Source organism: Sphingobium xenophagum (assembly GCF_002288285.1).
Lineage (GTDB): Bacteria > Pseudomonadota > Alphaproteobacteria > Sphingomonadales > Sphingomonadaceae > Sphingobium > Sphingobium xenophagum.
This window is the reverse complement of the sequence record NZ_CP022745.1, coordinates 574,786-590,858: the sequence shown is the minus strand read 5'-3', so window position 1 is coordinate 590,858 and position 16,073 is coordinate 574,786. Positions and strand designations below refer to the sequence as shown.

Here is a 16,073-nt window from a genome sequence, read left to right as displayed (position 1 = left end):
CCATAACCGTTCGGGCGGACCTTGTCGAAGCCTTGCGCTTTGCTCAGGGCGAAGGGGGCGACGATAGGCCTCTCAACCCGGCGTCTGTTTCCCCAGATAGCGGCTCAGCACCGCGCTGGTCCCGCGAAATTTCGCCCGTTCCGGGTTCATTGCTTCATAGACGACCGCATTTTCCAGCACCCGCTGCACATAGTTGCGGGTCTCGAAAATCGGGATCTGCTCGATCCAGCGAAGCATGTCCGCTCCGGGCAGGCGCGGGTCGCCATTGGCGCGGATCCACTTGTTCACATTGCCCGGCCCGGCATTATAGGCCGCGACCGCCAGCGGATAGCTGCCGCCATAATAGTCCAGCATCCGCTGGAAATAGCCCGAACCCAGCATGATATTGTAGCTGGGATCGTTGAGCGAGGCGGGATTGTAGCCCAGACCCAGCTTGCCCGCCTGTTCGCGCGCCGTGCCGGGCATCAGCTGCATCAGTCCGCGCGCGCCTGCATGGCTGACGATCTGCTTGTCGAACTGGCTTTCCTGCCGGGCGATGGCATGCACCATGGTCCAGTTATATTGCGCCGTGGGCGGCACGGGCACGCGCGGGAAGGCGCTTTCGCCATAGCCGGTCAGGCCGCTGGAAACGGCGCGACGGCCGACCATGACGCTCATGTCGGTGCGGCCGATCTTTTCGGCCAGTTCCGCGGCGAGATAATGATCGGTGTCGCTGTCGGCATTGTTGGCGATGGCGCGGGCGAATTTGCCCTGATCCTGCCAATAGCCCATCTGCCCCAGCGCCTTGACCGCGCGAACGACGGATCGCTGGTCGAACGCGGCGCGTTCGGCGGCGGAAATCGGCACCGGGCGCTCGACCGTGGCGGGCGCGGGGATCGGGCGGCCCAGCCGTTCGAGCGCCAGCTGACCGTAAAACTGGTCGGGATAGACGCCCGCCTGTGTGAAATAGCCGTTGGCGCTGGCGGCGTCGCCCGCCTGAAGCGCGGCGCGACCGGCCCAATAATAGCCTTTCGACCTGGTCTGGGGCGATTTGGCCGCATCGGCATAGCGGCGGAACATCGCCACCGCGTCGGTCGGACGATTGAGATTGTAGAAGGCGGTCGTCCCGGCCAGCCAGGCAAGACTGGTATAATCGTCCCGCACGCCGATCGGCTGGTCGGACAGGTCGACGCCCGGCGGCACGGCATCGTCAATCTTGCTGGCGATGCCCCAGGCAAAGCTCCACTGGCTGTCATTGGCCGCGGCGCGCGCCTGTCCCAGCAATATTTCGTAGAATTTCTCGACGTTGGTCGGGCGATAGCTGAGCGGGCCGCGATTGGCGAGATATTGGCGTGCCGCGACCCAGTTGCCGCTGTCGCGCAGCCACAACGCCTTGTCGGCGATAAAGCCTGCATCGCTCGCGCCAACTGGTTCGGCGGCCTGCATCAGCATCGCAGCGTCGGCCGACTTGCGGCGGAAGGCGATGCGCGCCTGATAGACGGCGCGCCTGCCCGGCGAGACATAGGCCAGCATGCGCGTCGCCCCGACCGTGTCGTTGGCCCACAGCAGCATGTCGGCGCGCAGGTCGTGATCGGCAGGCGTCAGGCCGGACCCGAAGAGAGACAGCAATCGCGCTTCGTCCGCAGCGCTCAGGCTGCCGCTAATCCAGGCATTGCGCGCGGCGACCCGCGCTTCGTCCGTCCGCCCCATCTGCATCAGCGCGGTGGCGTTGCGGGCGTGGCCGGTCGCGGTGCGCGGCGGGAACCGGGCGAAGAAGGCCGTGACCTGCCGGGGATCATAGCTGTCAGGATTGATGCCGGTTTCGGCCAGCCGCCGCATCCTGTCCTCACCCGGCCAGCCCGGATTGGCGGTGATGAAGCTTGCATAGGTGGAAAAGCCCAGCCCGTCGCTTTGCTGCAGCGCGCGCCACTGGTCGATCGTCGCGCCGATCGTGCCGTCGCTGGCCATGCCGACGCGGGACGCCACCCTGTTCCATTGCGCCCCCGGCGTGTCCTGCGCGGGCAGCGGCTGGACCACGGCGCCGGGCGGGTCGGCGGGCGCTGACGCGGGGGCTGGGCCTTCGGTCTGGGCGCTTGCGCCGGCGGTAAACAGCAACAGTGCAACAAGGGGCATACGGATAATGTAACTTTCAATCATTCGGGGCGTCGCCATGCTGGACATTATCGCAAATGCATCCTTATCAGCGCCTGAATGACGCGCTATAGCGCGCCGCTTGACTGATCATGCCCCGGCCGGCCGGAGAATTGAAGGAGTTTAATCATGTTTTCCGGCTCGATTCCGGCTCTGGTGACCCCGTTTCGCGACGGATCGGTGGATGAGGCGGCGTTTCGCGCGCTGGTCGACTGGCAGATCGCCGAAGGATCAAGCGCGCTCGTCCCCTGCGGCACCACCGGCGAAAGCGCGACCATGACGGTCGAGGAGCATAATCGCGTCATCGCCATCTGCGTCGATCAGGCCGCCGGGCGCGTGCCGGTGATCGCGGGTTGCGGCTCCAACGACACGCGGATCGCGCTCGATCATATGTATGCCGCGCAAGGGGCCGGGGCGGATGCCGCGCTGGTGGTCGCGCCCTATTACAACAAGCCCAATCAGGACGGCGTCTATCAGCATTTCGCCTATCTCGCCGAACGCTGCTCGCTGCCGATCGTCCTCTACAACGTCCCCAGCCGCACCATCACCGACATCGGCGTGCCGGTGATCCACCGCCTGTCGGAAGAATTTCAGACGATCGTGGGGATCAAGGACGCCACCGGGAATCTGGGGCGGGTCAGCGCACAGCGTCTCGCCTGCCGCCCGGATTTCTGCCAGCTTTCGGGCAATGACGAAACCGCATTGGGATTCAACGCCATGGGTGGCAAGGGGTGCATCTCCGTCACCGCCAATGTCGCGCCGCGCCTTACCGCCGATTTCCAGGCGGCCTGCGCTGCGCATGACTGGGATGGTGCCTTGGCGTTGCAGGATCGTCTTTACCCCTTGCATGATGCCCTGTTCAGCGATTCTTCACCCGGGCCTGTTAAATATGCCCTTACGCGCGTGCGGCCCGACATGCCCGGCGACGTCCGCCTGCCAATCACCTGGCCGTCGGAATCCAGCCGGGCCGCGGTCGACCGCGCGCTGGAAATTGCGGGGCTGGTATAGAAGGCCCATCTCCGTTCGGTTCGAGCTTGTCGAGAACTGCGCGGGAAGGGTTCTCGCCCTTCGACAGGCTCAGGATTCTCGAACCGAACGGATGAAAAAGTAGATTAATGGCCCGCCCCCGTCCCGTTACCTTCGACAAGAAAAAGATCGTCGCCGAAAACCGGCGCGCGCGCTTTGACTATTTCATCGAAGATGTGTTCGAAGCGGGCATCGCCCTGCAGGGGACAGAGGTGAAGGCGCTGCGCGGCGGCGAAGGGTCGATCGCCGAAAGCTATGCCGAGGTGAAGGGCAATCAGGTGTTTCTGGTGAACAGCAACATCCCTGAATACAGCCACGGCAATCGCCAGAATCACGAACCCAAACGCCCCCGCAAGCTGCTGCTGCACGAGCGGGAGATCCACAAGATGCACAGCGCCGTGTCGCGGCAGGGCATGACGCTGGTGCCGCTGATGGTCTATTTCAACAGCCAGGGCCGCGCAAAGATCGAACTGGCGCTGGCCAAGGGCAAGCAGAATCACGACAAGCGCGAAACGATCAAGGACCGCGACTGGAAGCGCGACCAGCAGCGCATCATGCGGGACAAGGGCTGAGCCATGGACAACCGCCTCAGCCGCTGGTGGCACGCCAATGCGCCGACGCGCGAAAGCCTGGAGCATAACAGGTTCCTCGCGCCCGTCGCGCACCGCGTGCTGGAACCGTCGCTGTGGCGCTTCACGCGCCGGTCGGTGCCCCGCGGCGTGGCACTGGGACTGCTGGTCGGCATCTTCCTGTTGATCCCCGGTGTGCAGATTGCAGGCGCGGCGCTGCTGGCGCTGCCCTTCCGCGCCAATATTCCTGTCGCGGCCGCCATGACCTTCCTGTCCAATCCCGCGACCACGCCGCTGATCCTGTGGCTGTCGGTCTATATCGGCAACTGGATGCTGGGCCGCAGCGCGGACGCATCGGGCTTCATGACGCTGGTGGATCATCATGCCACGATTGGCCAATGGGCCGCCTGGCTGGTGTCCGAAGCAGCGCCCGCCTTGCTGCTGGGTCTCTCGATCATCTCGATCGTTGCGGCCGCGATCGGCTATGTCATTGCCGACTGGGTCTGGCGTCATCGCATGGGCCGCAAATGGCAGGCGCGCAAATTGAGGATTGGCAAGGCCCATAAAAGCAGCGCATTGGAGAAACCAGCTCCTGTCCTCTAGGATGGGCAAGCGGGTTTGACAGTGTCGATGCAGGGGAAGGGCCGCCCATGGCCGCGCGGGTGAACAGCAATGGGGATGCGTGGCTGACCCAGTCGCGATCGGGTTTTGCCCTGCCGCTTTTGCTGCTGGCGGCGGCACTTTCGGCCGGGCTGATTTTCTATGCGATCGACAATTGGCTGCTGGCTGGCGGATTTGCGGCCACCGTCCTCACCATCGCGGCGCTCATGGCCTGGTATCGCCGCCTTTATCCGCCGCAACTTTCCGACAAGGAAGCGATCCCCGACTGGACGGTCGCCCGCGCTGCCGCTGACGCATCCAGTATGGCGATCGCCGTTACCGATCGCGCCGGGCGGCTGGTTTGCGCCAGCGACCTGTTTGGCGAATGGTTCGCCGGCTATCCCACCCCGCCCGGCATCACCGGCGATCCGGCACTCACCGAAAGCCTGTCGGTCGCTGCCCGCGCCGCCTGGCGCGATGGGGAGGCGAAGGTCGGCGGGATCGCGCAGGGCGCGCTGCGGCTGGATGCGGAGGTGGTGCGTACCGGCCGGGCCGAGGATTATCTGCTCTGGCGCTTTGCCCCGGTGCGCCAGCCCAGCGCGCTGGACGACGTCAACCGCTTCCTGACCGGCGAAGCGGGCCGCCAGCTGGGCGAGGCGGGCGTGATGGCGGTGATGATCGGTGGCGAAGGCCGCATCCGTGCCGCCAATGGCGCCTTCCTGCTGCGCGCCGCCGGGCGGATCGACGCCAATATCACCGGGCGCGATTTCGCCGGCCATATGCGCGTGGATGACAAGGGGCGACTGTTCCTGGCGCGCGAAGAGCAGGGCGGCCTGCCGCTGCGCCTGCTACAGGTGCCGTTGAAGCGGGTGACGCAGGGCAACGGCATGGCGGCGCAGGTCAGCGCGCAGGACGGGCCGATGCTGCTGCTGTTGATCGACGAACCGGCGGGCGGCGGCGGCACGTCGGCGCTTTCCTACATCGAAACCCTGCTGTCGCTGCTGCCCTTTGGCCTGGCCATGGCCGACCGCGACGGGCGGGTGCTGTTCCTCAACAATGCCTTTGCGCGGGTCGCTGGCCTCAAACCCGGCGACAAGCCCAGCTATCCCGGCGATCTGGTTGTGCGGGAGGATCAGGCGGCGGTGGCCGACGCGGTGCGGCGCTTTGCCGTGGGGCCGCAAATGTCGGGCGACATAGCCGTGCGCATGCGGGACCAGCCTGACGAGCCGATCGCATTGAGCCTGGCTGGCGTGCGCGGGCTGGGCGAGGCGGCGGTGCTCCTCTCGCTCAAGGATAATAGCGAGGAATCCAAGCTCAAGCGGCAGGTGGCGCAGGCGACCAAGATGCAGGCGATCGGCCAGCTGGCGGGCGGCGTCGCGCATGATTTCAACAATATCCTGACCGCCATCATCGGCCATTGCGACCTGATGCTGATGCGGCATACGCCCGGCGACAGCGACTATGACGATATTCAGCAGATCAAATCGAACAGCAATCGCGCCGCCGGCCTGACCCGGCAATTGCTCGCCTTTTCGCGCCAGCAGACGCTGCGGCCCCAGATCCTGCAACTGCCCGACATCGTGGCGGACGTCTCCAATCTTTTGAAACGCCTGCTGGGCGAAAATGTGAAGCTGGACGTCAGCCATGGGCGCAATCTGGGCGCGGTGCGCGCCGATCCCGGCCAGCTGGAACAGGTGATCGTCAATCTGGCGGTCAATGCCCGCGATGCCATGCCCGAAGGCGGCACGCTCAATATCCAGACCTATGCCGTGCCCGCGATCAAGGTGCGCGAAATGCGCCAGCAAATCCTGCCGGCGGGGGACTATACCGCGCTGCGCGTATCGGACACCGGGCTTGGCATCCCGCCCGACATATTGGCCAAGATTTTCGAGCCTTTCTTCACCACCAAGGAACTGGGCAAGGGGACCGGCCTTGGCCTGTCCACCGTCTATGGCATCGTCAAGCAGTCGGGTGGCTACATCTTTGCCGAATCCGAACTGGGGCGCGGTGCCAGCTTCGTCATCTACCTGCCTGTCTATGCTGGCTCCGATGCGAATGACGTCGCGCCGGTCAAGCCGCCGGTCAGGCGCAGCGAGACATGGGGCACCGGCACCATCCTGCTGGTGGAGGATGAGGACATGGTCCGTGCCGTCGCAGAACGGGCATTGGTGCGGCAGGGCTATACCGTGCTGACCGCCAGCGACGGCGAGCAGGGGCTGGAGGTGCTGGCAGGCGATGTCGCGATCGACCTTTTGATCTCCGACGTGGTGATGCCCAATATGGACGGCCCCGCCATGGTGGCGCAGGCGCGTCGCGCTTTCCCCGACCTGCCAGTATTGTTCATGTCGGGCTATGCCGAGGAGCAATTGCGCAAGTCGATCGACATCGCCAACGTCGCTTTCCTCCCCAAGCCCTTCTCGGTCAACCAACTGGCCGAAGCGGCGCGGGACGCACTGGCGACACGACCCGTGGCGGAATGACCCTCGAATAAGTTGTGCTTGATCAAGGTAATTATCCTGTCCATTCCCGCACCGATGGGTTAGCGCATGCGCGTATCAACAGGGGATCGCCACGGCATGTCGGACGGCAAGAGCATTTTGATCGTCGAGGATGAAGCGATGATCGGCATGATGCTGGAAGATTATCTCGACGCGCTGGGTTATCGCTTGCATGCGGTCGCCGCTTCGGTCGACGAAGCCTGCGCCCATGCGCGCGACGGCGGCTTTGACGCGGCTTTGCTCGACTGCAATTTGCAGGGTGAGAAAAGCTGGCCCGTCGCGGACATACTGGTCCAGAAAGGCGTGCCTTTCGTCTTTGCGACGGGCGGCATGGCCGACGATCTGCCGACCCATCATGCCGACCGTCCCACGCTTGCCAAGCCCTTCACGATCGGCGCGGTCGAGCGGGCGTTGGGAAAAATATTGGGCGAATAGGAAATTTCCGTTCCCCTCTTGTTCTATTAGAACAAACAGGATACATCATCGCCAGGCGCCGAGAGAATCGACGCAGTCCGCTTGACAGGGATTAGGCCGATGTCCGCTATGCTCACACTCATCGATTCCAAGAAGAACGGGACTATGGACAGACAAAAAGCATTGGACGCCGCGCTTGCCCAGATCGACCGGGCCTTTGGCAAAGGCTCTGCGATGAAGCTGGGCAGCCGGGAAAAGATCGAGATTGAAGCCATCTCGACCGGCTCGCTCGGCCTCGACATCGCTCTTGGCATTGGCGGCCTGCCCAAGGGGCGGATTATCGAGATTTACGGCCCGGAAAGTTCGGGCAAGACCACGCTGGCGCTGCACGCCATTGCCGAAGCGCAGAAGAATGGCGGCACGGCGGCCTTTGTGGACGCGGAACATGCGCTCGATCCGGGCTATGCCAAGAAACTGGGCGTCGACATTGACGAACTGATCGTGTCGCAGCCCGACACGGGCGAACAGGCGCTGGAAATCGTCGATACGCTGGTGCGCTCCAACGCTATCGACGTGCTGGTGGTCGACTCGGTCGCCGCGCTGGTGCCGCGGGCGGAAATCGAAGGCGAAATGGGCGACAGCCATGTCGGCCTTCAGGCGCGCCTCATGAGCCAGGCGCTGCGCAAGCTGACCGGCTCGATCTCGCGCTCCAAATGTATGGTGATCTTCATCAACCAGGTGCGGATGAAGATCGGCGTGATGTACGGCAATCCGGAAACTACGACTGGCGGCAATGCGCTCAAATTCTACGCCTCGGTCCGCCTCGACATTCGCCGCACCGGCCAGATCAAGGATCGCGAAGATATTGTCGGCAATGCGACCCGCGTGAAAGTGGTCAAGAACAAGGTCGCGCCGCCGTTCAAGCAGGTCGAATTCGACATCATGTATGGCGAAGGCATCTCCAAGATTGGCGAAATCCTCGATCTGGGCGTCAAGGCCGGGATCGTGGAGAAATCGGGCGCCTGGTTCTCCTACGACTCTGTCCGCATCGGCCAGGGTCGTGAAAACGCCAAGACATTTCTGAAAACGCATCCTGAGATGGCGGATCGTCTGGAAAAGGCGATCCGGGGCAAGACCGAAGAGGTTGCCGAAGCGTTGATGGCCGGACCCGAAGCGGAGGATGATGACGAATAAGCGCAGATGCTCGTCCGGCCCGATCAGCCGGAACGATCTCTGGCGCAACTCGTCCGCCCCTCGCTTCACGCACTGAAAAGGCCCGCCGCGCACCCCCTGCGCAGCGGGCCTTTTACCGTCCGGCTCCATCAACGCCGACTTTCCGATAGGATCGGGCCAGCGCAAGATAATGTCCGATTTGCCGGGAAATATGCGAAGTTAAGCGGTTCAGTGCGTCCGGCACTTGCGCCCTGCCTGCGCTCTCGCAATGCTCTGCACCCTAATGGCGGCTGGCGCGTTACCGCGTCTCCTTCCCGCTTTTGAAAGGCTCCCCTGATGCGCGTCGCGATCGAGGCGATACTGGACTATGACTTCGCCGAACCGACCGATGTGCTGCTGGCGGTGGAAGCCGCCGCGCTGCCGGATCAGCGCATCGTCAGCCAGTCCCATATCATCAACAATGCCGGGCCATTGACCAACAAGGTGGGCGGCAGCGGCGTTGGCCGGCGCACTTGGACCCGCACCGGCACCGGACGGATGCTCAGCACCTACCGCGCCACCGTCGATGTCGACCGCCCCGCGATCGACCTTGCCAGCCTCGCCAAAAGCCCGCTGCCCAGCCTGCCGGAGGATGTGCTGCCCTTCATCTGGCCCAGCCGCTATTGCGAGGCTGACCGCTTCGTCAGCTTCGTCTGCGGCCATTTCCCCGATCTGGAGGGCGGCGCGCTGGTCGCGGCGCTGCGCGACTGGGTGCGCGACAATCTCATCTATGTGCCCGGCAGTTCCGACGGCACGACCACCGCTGCCGATACCTTCGTTGCCCAACAGGGTGTCTGCCGCGACTATGCCCATCTGACCGCCGCGCTGATCCGCTCCCGCGATATTCCGGCCCGGCTCGTCTCGGTCTATGCCCTCGACCTTGATCCGCCCGATTTCCATGCCGTTGTCGAAGTCTGGCTCGACGGGGCGTGGCGCATCGTCGATTCTACCGGCCTCGCCCCGGTCGAAACCATGGTTCGCATCGCGGTCGGCCGCGACGCCACCGACATCGCCTTCATGACCGCTTTTGGCAACGCCATGATGAACGCCCAGTCGATCCTCGTCTCGCGCGTGGACGAGGGCTAGGCAGCCCGTCCCCGTTCGCCCTGCGCCTGTCGAAGCGTCGTCCTGCTTGATGTAGGGACAGGGCTTCGACAGGTTCGGCCCGAACCGGCAATCTCAAGAGCGCGATGCCCGCGCTCCGCTCAATAATCCTTGGAATAGCGCAGGTTCGCCGACGATCCGGCATTGGTCCCGGTCTTCGACAACAGGCTCAGCGTCCTCGATAGCGCGATCTCCAGCTGGGTGGCGGTAAAGCCTTTGGAATCGGTGATCACCTCCACATAGACATTGTTGGAGATATGCTGCCCCACCGCCAGGCTCGTGCCGCGCCCGGTCGTTTCATCGCCGCCGACAATGCCGATGCGGTCGATTCCCGACGCGCCCTGCAACTTGCCCATCGGGTTCAACCCGCCGCTGCCGCCGCGCAGGCCGTTGAGCGCCGCCGCCAGCTGCACCGCCTGCATCGCAGACAGGTTGGCGACATTATCGCCGAACAATATGCGCGACAGGATTTCGTCCTGCGGCAGGGTGGGATTGGAAATGAACGCGATGTCGGGTTGCTGCGCTGATCCGGTCACCTGTATGCCCGCCGTCACCGTATCGATCCGCGTCTGCGCCTTGATCGCCAGCACCGGGTTCAGCATCGGTCCGTTAAAGGTGATGACCCCCTGTTCCAGGTCGAACTGCTTGCCCGAAAAACTATAGCGTCCACGCAGCACTTCCAGCTTGCCGACAACCCGCGGGTTGGCGGTGGTGCCGGTCACCCGCATCGCTGTCTTCCATTCCGAATCCAGCCCCATGCCGGTGACATAGATTTCATTGTCGGCCCGCACCCGGATGTCGAGCTTCCAGTCAGCGGGCTTCGCCGCCGCCTGACGCGCGGCCTGGCGCTGGTCCAGAATGTCCGCGCCTTCGCCCTTGCGCCGCACGCCCTGCAATTGGCGAATCTCGGTGCCACCCTGCCAGGCGACCCTGTAGCGGGTTTCGGGCAGGCTCAGGTCGCCCTTGATCAGGCCGCCATTGGCCGCGCTGTTGGTGATGGCCAGCGTCCCGCTCACGACGCTGGTGATTGCTTCGCTTCGGGCCAGCCGGGCGCGGTCGAGTTTGATGGCGATATTCATCGGGAACCCGCTGTCGGCGGCAAGGCCCACCGTGCCGGACGCCTGGACCGTGCCGTCGCCTGCCCGGCCGGAAAAGTCGCGCAACTCCAGCCGGTCGTTCGTGAAGCGGCCATCGAGCTTCATCTGGGTGACCCGCGTGCCGAACGTCTCATTTTCATAGGTCAGCGCATTGGCGCGGGCGACGCCGTTGATACGCGGATCAGCCAGTCGCCCGCTGAAATCGGCTGCTACCGCCAGCCCGCCGGTCAGTTGCTGGTCGGCAAGACCCGCGAAGGAAAAGAGAATGTCGGCCGGTCCGGCATAGCGGATGCCACCGCCCAGCGGCGCCGCCTGCAACTGCTCGCTCCAGCTGTTGCCGGGGCCGGGCGGGGCGAGCGTCGCCACGAATCGTCCCAGCGTCGACGAACCGCGCCGGATCAGCCCGCGCAGGTCGCCGCCCGCGCTGGACAGCTTGCCCTCCATGCTCATCGACACGGGATCGGACACGGCGGTCAGGCTGGAGCGCCGGAAATCCGAGATGGCGAGCCGCGTGGTCGCAGTCGGGAAAGCATTGCCGGTCTGCACATAGTCGATCGTCCCGGTCGCCTTGCCGCCAATACCCAGTCCTGGCGAGGCCATGTTGATGATCGCCAGGTCAAAATCCTTGAACCGCATCTGCATGGCCGTGCTGTCGCCAGACCGTCCGGCCAGATCGACCTTGCCCTGCGGCAGGATCAGCGTGGCCGGTTCCAGTCGATAGCCCCCCGGCTCCGTACGGATGATCGCGGGGTTGGCGAGGCGGAAGGGTATATTGCCTGCCTTGCCCTGCAACGCCACGGCATAGAGATCGGGGCGCAGCGCGGCATTGGCCGCGATCGAGAAGGGGACGCCGCTGGAGCCATCGGCCACCAGCTGCGCCTTGCCACGCCCGCCCTGATAATCGACCTTGGCGCGCGCCGTGCGCACCACATAGTCGCCATAGGCAGCGTTGGCGATCTGCACGTCCGCCAGGATTCGGGGCTGATCGGTCAGCACCATGGAGGCGTTGACGATGGCGCGGCCGATGATCACGTCCGCGTCGCCCGGCAGCTTGGCGTTATTGGCGGTGGCGTTCACATCCACGCCCTGCGCCTCGCCAACCGCCGCCAGCCGCACCGCGCCTGTAATGCCTGACCCGTTCAGGCTCAGCTGACCGGCAAAGGGACCGGCCGCGCTCTGCCGCAGCGTGCCTGCCATATCGACCCCGGCAAAGCGGGCCTTGGCGATGTCGATCGTCAACGGGCCAGCGGCGGTACGGATCAGCACATTGGCGAAGAAGGGGCCATAGGGCGATCCGCCGGTCGCTTCGAGCCGATAGCCTGCGGCCTCTCCGTTCAGCTTCGCGACCACATCATTCAGCTGCACGCCGACATTGGGCCGTGCCGCGCGCAACACCGCCTGCGGTCGCTCCATCGTCCCGCGGACGGTCAACTCCAGCGGCCCATATTGGCGCGAGGCGGCGGTGGCGTCGAACGCGATCTGGCCGTTGGTGTCGTAGCTGCCCGAACCCGACTGGATGGTGAAATTGGGCGCCGCGCCCTTCAGCCCGGCGAGCGTGAACTTGCCCTCCGGCGTCATGCCGATCCGCCCGGTGGCGATGGCGTTGCCGCCCAGGAAATCGCGTACCGACGCATTGTCCCAGCGCGCTGTTCGCACACCAAAGCGGCCCGACAGGCCAAAGCCGCCCTTGGGTCCGGGGACCAGCTCTATATCGGTGTTGAGATTGACGATGCCGACGCCGTCGATCCGGTAATCATTGACCCGTCCTTTCAGCGCCCCGCGATAAAGGGCGTTGTCCAGATCAGCGAGGATTATTGCGGTCGCGTCGATCTTGTCGCTGTCGATCTTGAGGTTGTCGCTGATCAACCTCCCACTGGCATAGGCGAAATCGCCCTTCACCCGCAGATTGTTCATCAATCCGCCAGCCGCGGCGTTAAGGCCGGTCACCCGGCTCGCGGTGGCGTTGACGGGAATGCGGATGCGGTCGGCGTCGATCACCGCGCGGCCGGTGGCTTTCAGATTTTCGATGCCGGTGGCGTCGAACGCGAGATATTTGGCGCTGATGTCATAATCGATGAACGGCGTGGCCATCGGCCCGTCCAGAACGATGGCGGCGCGCACGTCGCGACCCTTGACCTTCTCCATGATCGCGCCGGGGGTCAGCAGCGCCGCATTGATCTTCAGCGCGCTGAACCGGCTCGTGCCCAGATCGACCAGGCCCTGCGCATCGGCGGACAGGGCAGGGGAACGCAGCGTCGCCTTCAGGTTGACGCGCCGTTCGTTCAGGCCTGCAAACAGGTCGACGTCCAGCTGCGGCGCAGTCAGGCGATCGACCGTGCCGGCCATCATCAGGCCGGGGCGCAGCGGCCCCTTGGCGGAGAATGCGCCATCACGCGCGGCGACGGCGATGTTGGCGATCTCGCCCTTGGGACTGGTCGCAACGATGCGCCCGTTCCAGGCCTGCCATGTCCCCTTGCCATCCAAGGTCGCGGTCATCCCGTCGGTCAGGCCCGACATGGCGGCAATGACACCGCCCCTGGGCGCGGTCAGCGTGCCGCTCATGGCCAGCCGATTTTGCGCCGGAACCGCGTCCAGCTTCGCCTGTAACCGGTCGCCGCTGTCGACGATCGCGTCGGCGGACAGGATCGCGCGGCCGTCGGCGATATGGGTTACGCCGTCGATCGCGATTTCGCGCTTCTGACCGATGACGGGCTTCGCCAGCACGAATTTGCCGATCTTCAGCCGGTCGACGTCAATGTCCAGATCCGGCAGGATAGGGGCATTGGGATCGGTCGGCGTGGCGTTGAACTGCGGGCTGCGCGCCAGCACCACCAGCGGGGTTTCCAGCAGGCTGACCGAAATATGGTTGTTCACATAACGAAACGGCTTCCACACGACATGCACGCGCGGGGACACCGCGAACACGCCCTTGGGGTCGCGCAGCACAAGATCGTGAATCACCATGTCGCTATAGATCGACCCGTCGATCCGTCCGACTTCGATGGCCATGCCCGATTCGAGTTTCAGCGCCGCGATCTGCTGGATCAGGAATCGCTTGCCCGGCTGGGTGTTGAGGCCCAGCAGCAGGCCCGCCACCAGCACGACCAGCGCCACGACAAGGCCGACGACCCCGATCGCGATCTTCTGCCACAAGGGGCGACCTTCGCGCACGATCACGGCCTCGCTAGGGACGGTCTGGGCGGGGGTGTCATCCTGAGTCATTAGAAGGCCTGCCCAATACCGATATAGACGGCGAATTTGGATTCGCCCGGCTGCCGGTTGATCGGCATTGCAATGTCGGCGCGGAAGGGGCCGAAATTGGTGTAGAAGCGCCCGCCAATGCCGACGCCATAGCGCATGTCGGAAAATTTCGGGATCGCGCTGTTATAGACCTGACCTGCATCGACAAAGGCCACCGCGCCATAATTGCCAAAACGATACCGGCCCTCGACCGCAAATTCATTGACCGATCGGCCCCCGATGGGATCGTTGTTTACATCTTTCGGCCCCAGTTCCTGATAGCCATAGCCACGCACTGATCCGCCGCCGCCCGCATAGATGCGCCGCGATGGCGCGACATCGTCGCGCGACACGCCACTGATCGTGCCAAGCCGGGTGCGCGCCGCGATAACCAGCGAATCCGACACGGGATAATAGCCGGTCAGGTCGAACGTGCCGCGCACATACGGCGAAACATTGCCCTGCAACGACGCTTCGGGCGACACGCGCACACTGGCGCGGAATCCCTTGGTCGGGTTGAGCAGATCGTCGGACCGGTCATAGCCGACCTGCACCGGCAGCGCGCCGATGAAATAGGTCAGCCGCTTGTTCTGGCCAGTCGCCGGATCGATCGTCGTCTGTTCGTTCGACAGCAGGATTTCCGCGCCATAGGTATAGGTCCAGCGCTTCTGGAAGATCGGCGTCGATTGCCGCGCCCAGCTGATGTTCAGCCCGGCGGTGAAGGCTTCATAGGCGTCATATTTCTGATGGTTGATCAGCGCACCGGCCTGAAACGTCTTGTCGCGCTTGCCCGCGTTGGACCGGCGGAACGTACCCGACACGCCCTGTTCCTGCGTGCCCGCGACCACGCCAGCGATCAGCGCGCCTTCGGGCGGAAACAGGTTGCGATGGGTCCATGTCCCTTCGGCGCGGAAACCCTGACCGGTGCCATATCCCACCTCGCCCGCCAGCGTGCGCGGCGGCCCGGCAGCCTGTTCGACGTGCAGGTCGACATATTCGGTCCCGTCCGGCCCCGCCTCGTTGGTGCGAACGGGATCGACCGCGACGCTGGAAAACAGGCCGGTCGCGACCAGTGCCTTGCGCAAATCATCGACCTTGCGGCTGTCATAGACCTCGCCCGGCTTGTAGCGGCGGATCACCTCGATATGATCGGCCCCGAACGCCTGCTTGTCGCCACTGGTGGTAATCTTGCGGAACGTACCGCGCGGCCCGGTGTCGACGGGCAGGGTATAGGCGCCCGTCACCGTCGCGGGGTCGAGCAATATGTCGCGCTCCCCCACCTTGGCGAAAGCATAGCCTTGTTCGGGCAAGCGCAGCGCGACATTGGCCTCCGCGCCTTCGACCGTCGTCGCGACGATATAGTCCCCGGTCTTGAGCGGCAGGCTGTCGCGCACCAGCCCCGGCGGCACGGTCGGCCCGGCCTGCACGATGATGTCGCCCAGCTTGTAGCGCTTGCCCGGCGTCACGGAAATCACGGCGGTCAACGTGCCATCGCCGGTCTGGTCGAGGCTGGCGAGGGCGGTCGCGTCATAATAGCCTTCGGAATAGAAAAGCCGTACCGCCAGCTTCTCATCCTCCTGCGCCCGTGCCTGCACCATCGCGGCGGTCTCTGCCTTGCCATCGCCGTCGATCAGCGCGGATGCATCCCGGAATTCGTCTTCAAGGCCCGTCTTGCCAAAACCCTCGATCCGGGTGGCATAACGGACGTCGGGCAGCTTTGCGTTCGGGTCGCTGTCGGCCGCGACGTTGGCGGGCACGGTTACGCTGTCCAGCGGGGGCAGCGGTTGCGCCAGTTCCTGCTCCTCAGCCGGCTCGATGGCAGGCGGCAATTCCGCCGCTGCGCCGGTCGAGGGCATTTGCTGGTCAATCCAGCTGTCGATCGACGGCAGCGGCTTGGCGGGGTCGCTTCCCTCCATCTGCGGCAGGCGCGCCTCGAACTGGTCGTCCGGCAGGATCGGCTCTTCAGCCTGCGTCGCATCATAGGGCAAGGATGGCGTGGTGGCGGGCGGCGGCGTCTGCGCCAGCAGCGGCAGGGGGGATGCGGTCGCGATAAGAAGGCCCAACATGTGCCGGACATGATGCGCCTGTCTTATTATCATATGTCCGTCACGCCCCTCTGGTCGCCAGCCATGAAGGCGGCCACAAAGCAGCAATACGCTCAAGCAGTTGCCGCGGTTCCGTCC

Annotated in this window: 10 protein-coding genes; 7 read left to right on the top strand and 3 right to left on the bottom strand. The window is 64.6% G+C overall.

What is annotated here, in order from left to right; all coding sequences use genetic code 11:
• Positions 1–72: 72 nt before the first annotated feature.
• Positions 73–2,160 carry a lytic transglycosylase domain-containing protein gene (locus tag CJD35_RS02885; protein WP_026002330.1) on the bottom strand — a complete coding sequence of 696 codons (2,088 nt, stop codon included), beginning with the start codon at positions 2,158–2,160 and terminating at the stop codon, positions 73–75.
• A gap of 99 nt (positions 2,161–2,259) precedes the next feature.
• On the opposite strand from CJD35_RS02885, the gene dapA reads away from it, so the two are divergent.
• The 7 genes from dapA (at position 2,260) to CJD35_RS02850 (ending at position 9,535) form a co-directional block, all read left to right on the top strand.
• Positions 2,260–3,138, top strand: coding sequence for a 4-hydroxy-tetrahydrodipicolinate synthase (dapA, locus tag CJD35_RS02880; RefSeq protein WP_017182834.1), 879 nt, complete (start codon positions 2,260–2,262; stop codon positions 3,136–3,138).
• A 107-nt stretch (positions 3,139–3,245) separates the two neighbouring features.
• Positions 3,246–3,728, top strand: a complete 483-nt coding sequence (gene smpB / locus CJD35_RS02875) for an SsrA-binding protein SmpB (protein WP_017182833.1) — start codon at positions 3,246–3,248, stop codon at positions 3,726–3,728.
• 3 nt (positions 3,729–3,731) lie between these two features.
• Positions 3,732–4,328, top strand: coding sequence for a DUF2062 domain-containing protein (locus tag CJD35_RS02870; RefSeq protein WP_017182832.1), 597 nt, complete (start codon positions 3,732–3,734; stop codon positions 4,326–4,328).
• Positions 4,329–4,375: 47 nt separating this feature from the next.
• Positions 4,376–6,805, top strand: a complete 2,430-nt coding sequence (locus tag CJD35_RS02865; RefSeq protein ID WP_017182831.1) for a hybrid sensor histidine kinase/response regulator — start codon at positions 4,376–4,378, stop codon at positions 6,803–6,805.
• A gap of 96 nt (positions 6,806–6,901) precedes the next feature.
• Positions 6,902–7,258 (top strand): response regulator, encoded by a 357-nt coding sequence (locus tag CJD35_RS02860; protein ID WP_017182830.1) that lies wholly within the window; start codon positions 6,902–6,904, stop codon positions 7,256–7,258.
• A 99-nt stretch (positions 7,259–7,357) separates the two neighbouring features.
• Positions 7,358–8,431 (top strand): recombinase RecA, encoded by a 1,074-nt coding sequence (recA, locus tag CJD35_RS02855; RefSeq protein ID WP_026002329.1) that lies wholly within the window; start codon positions 7,358–7,360, stop codon positions 8,429–8,431.
• 315 nt (positions 8,432–8,746) lie between these two features.
• Positions 8,747–9,535 carry a transglutaminase-like domain-containing protein gene (locus CJD35_RS02850; RefSeq protein ID WP_017182828.1) on the top strand — a complete coding sequence of 263 codons (789 nt, stop codon included), beginning with the start codon at positions 8,747–8,749 and terminating at the stop codon, positions 9,533–9,535.
• A 119-nt stretch (positions 9,536–9,654) separates the two neighbouring features.
• Here the strand turns inward: CJD35_RS02850 and CJD35_RS02845 are convergent, their stop codons facing one another.
• Positions 9,655–13,872: a translocation/assembly module TamB domain-containing protein gene (locus tag CJD35_RS02845; protein ID WP_017182827.1), complete on the bottom strand. Its 4,218-nt coding sequence runs from the start codon at positions 13,870–13,872 to the stop codon at positions 9,655–9,657.
• Entirely contained in the window at positions 13,872–15,989 is a 2,118-nt protein-coding gene (locus tag CJD35_RS02840) for an autotransporter assembly complex protein TamA (RefSeq protein WP_026002328.1), read from the bottom strand. Before CJD35_RS02840 ends, CJD35_RS02845 begins: the two co-directional genes overlap by 1 nt.
• Positions 15,990–16,073: the final 84 nt, after the last annotated feature.

Bases quoted from the DNA above. Each gene is read 5' to 3' on its own strand.
- smpB (WP_017182833.1), top strand. From the start codon at position 3,246: ATGGCCCGCCCCCGTCCCGTTACCTTCGACAAGAAAAAGATCGTCGCC.
- CJD35_RS02860 (WP_017182830.1), top strand. From the start codon at position 6,902: ATGTCGGACGGCAAGAGCATTTTGATCGTCGAGGATGAAGCGATGATC.
- CJD35_RS02870 (WP_017182832.1), top strand. From the start codon at position 3,732: ATGGACAACCGCCTCAGCCGCTGGTGGCACGCCAATGCGCCGACGCGC.
- CJD35_RS02840 (WP_026002328.1), bottom strand. From the start codon at position 15,989: ATGATAATAAGACAGGCGCATCATGTCCGGCACATGTTGGGCCTTCTT.
- CJD35_RS02850 (WP_017182828.1), top strand. From the start codon at position 8,747: ATGCGCGTCGCGATCGAGGCGATACTGGACTATGACTTCGCCGAACCG.
- CJD35_RS02885 (WP_026002330.1), bottom strand. From the start codon at position 2,160: ATGTCCAGCATGGCGACGCCCCGAATGATTGAAAGTTACATTATCCGT.
- dapA (WP_017182834.1), top strand. From the start codon at position 2,260: ATGTTTTCCGGCTCGATTCCGGCTCTGGTGACCCCGTTTCGCGACGGA.
- CJD35_RS02845 (WP_017182827.1), bottom strand. From the start codon at position 13,872: ATGACTCAGGATGACACCCCCGCCCAGACCGTCCCTAGCGAGGCCGTG.
- recA (WP_026002329.1), top strand. From the start codon at position 7,358: ATGTCCGCTATGCTCACACTCATCGATTCCAAGAAGAACGGGACTATG.
- CJD35_RS02865 (WP_017182831.1), top strand. From the start codon at position 4,376: ATGGCCGCGCGGGTGAACAGCAATGGGGATGCGTGGCTGACCCAGTCG.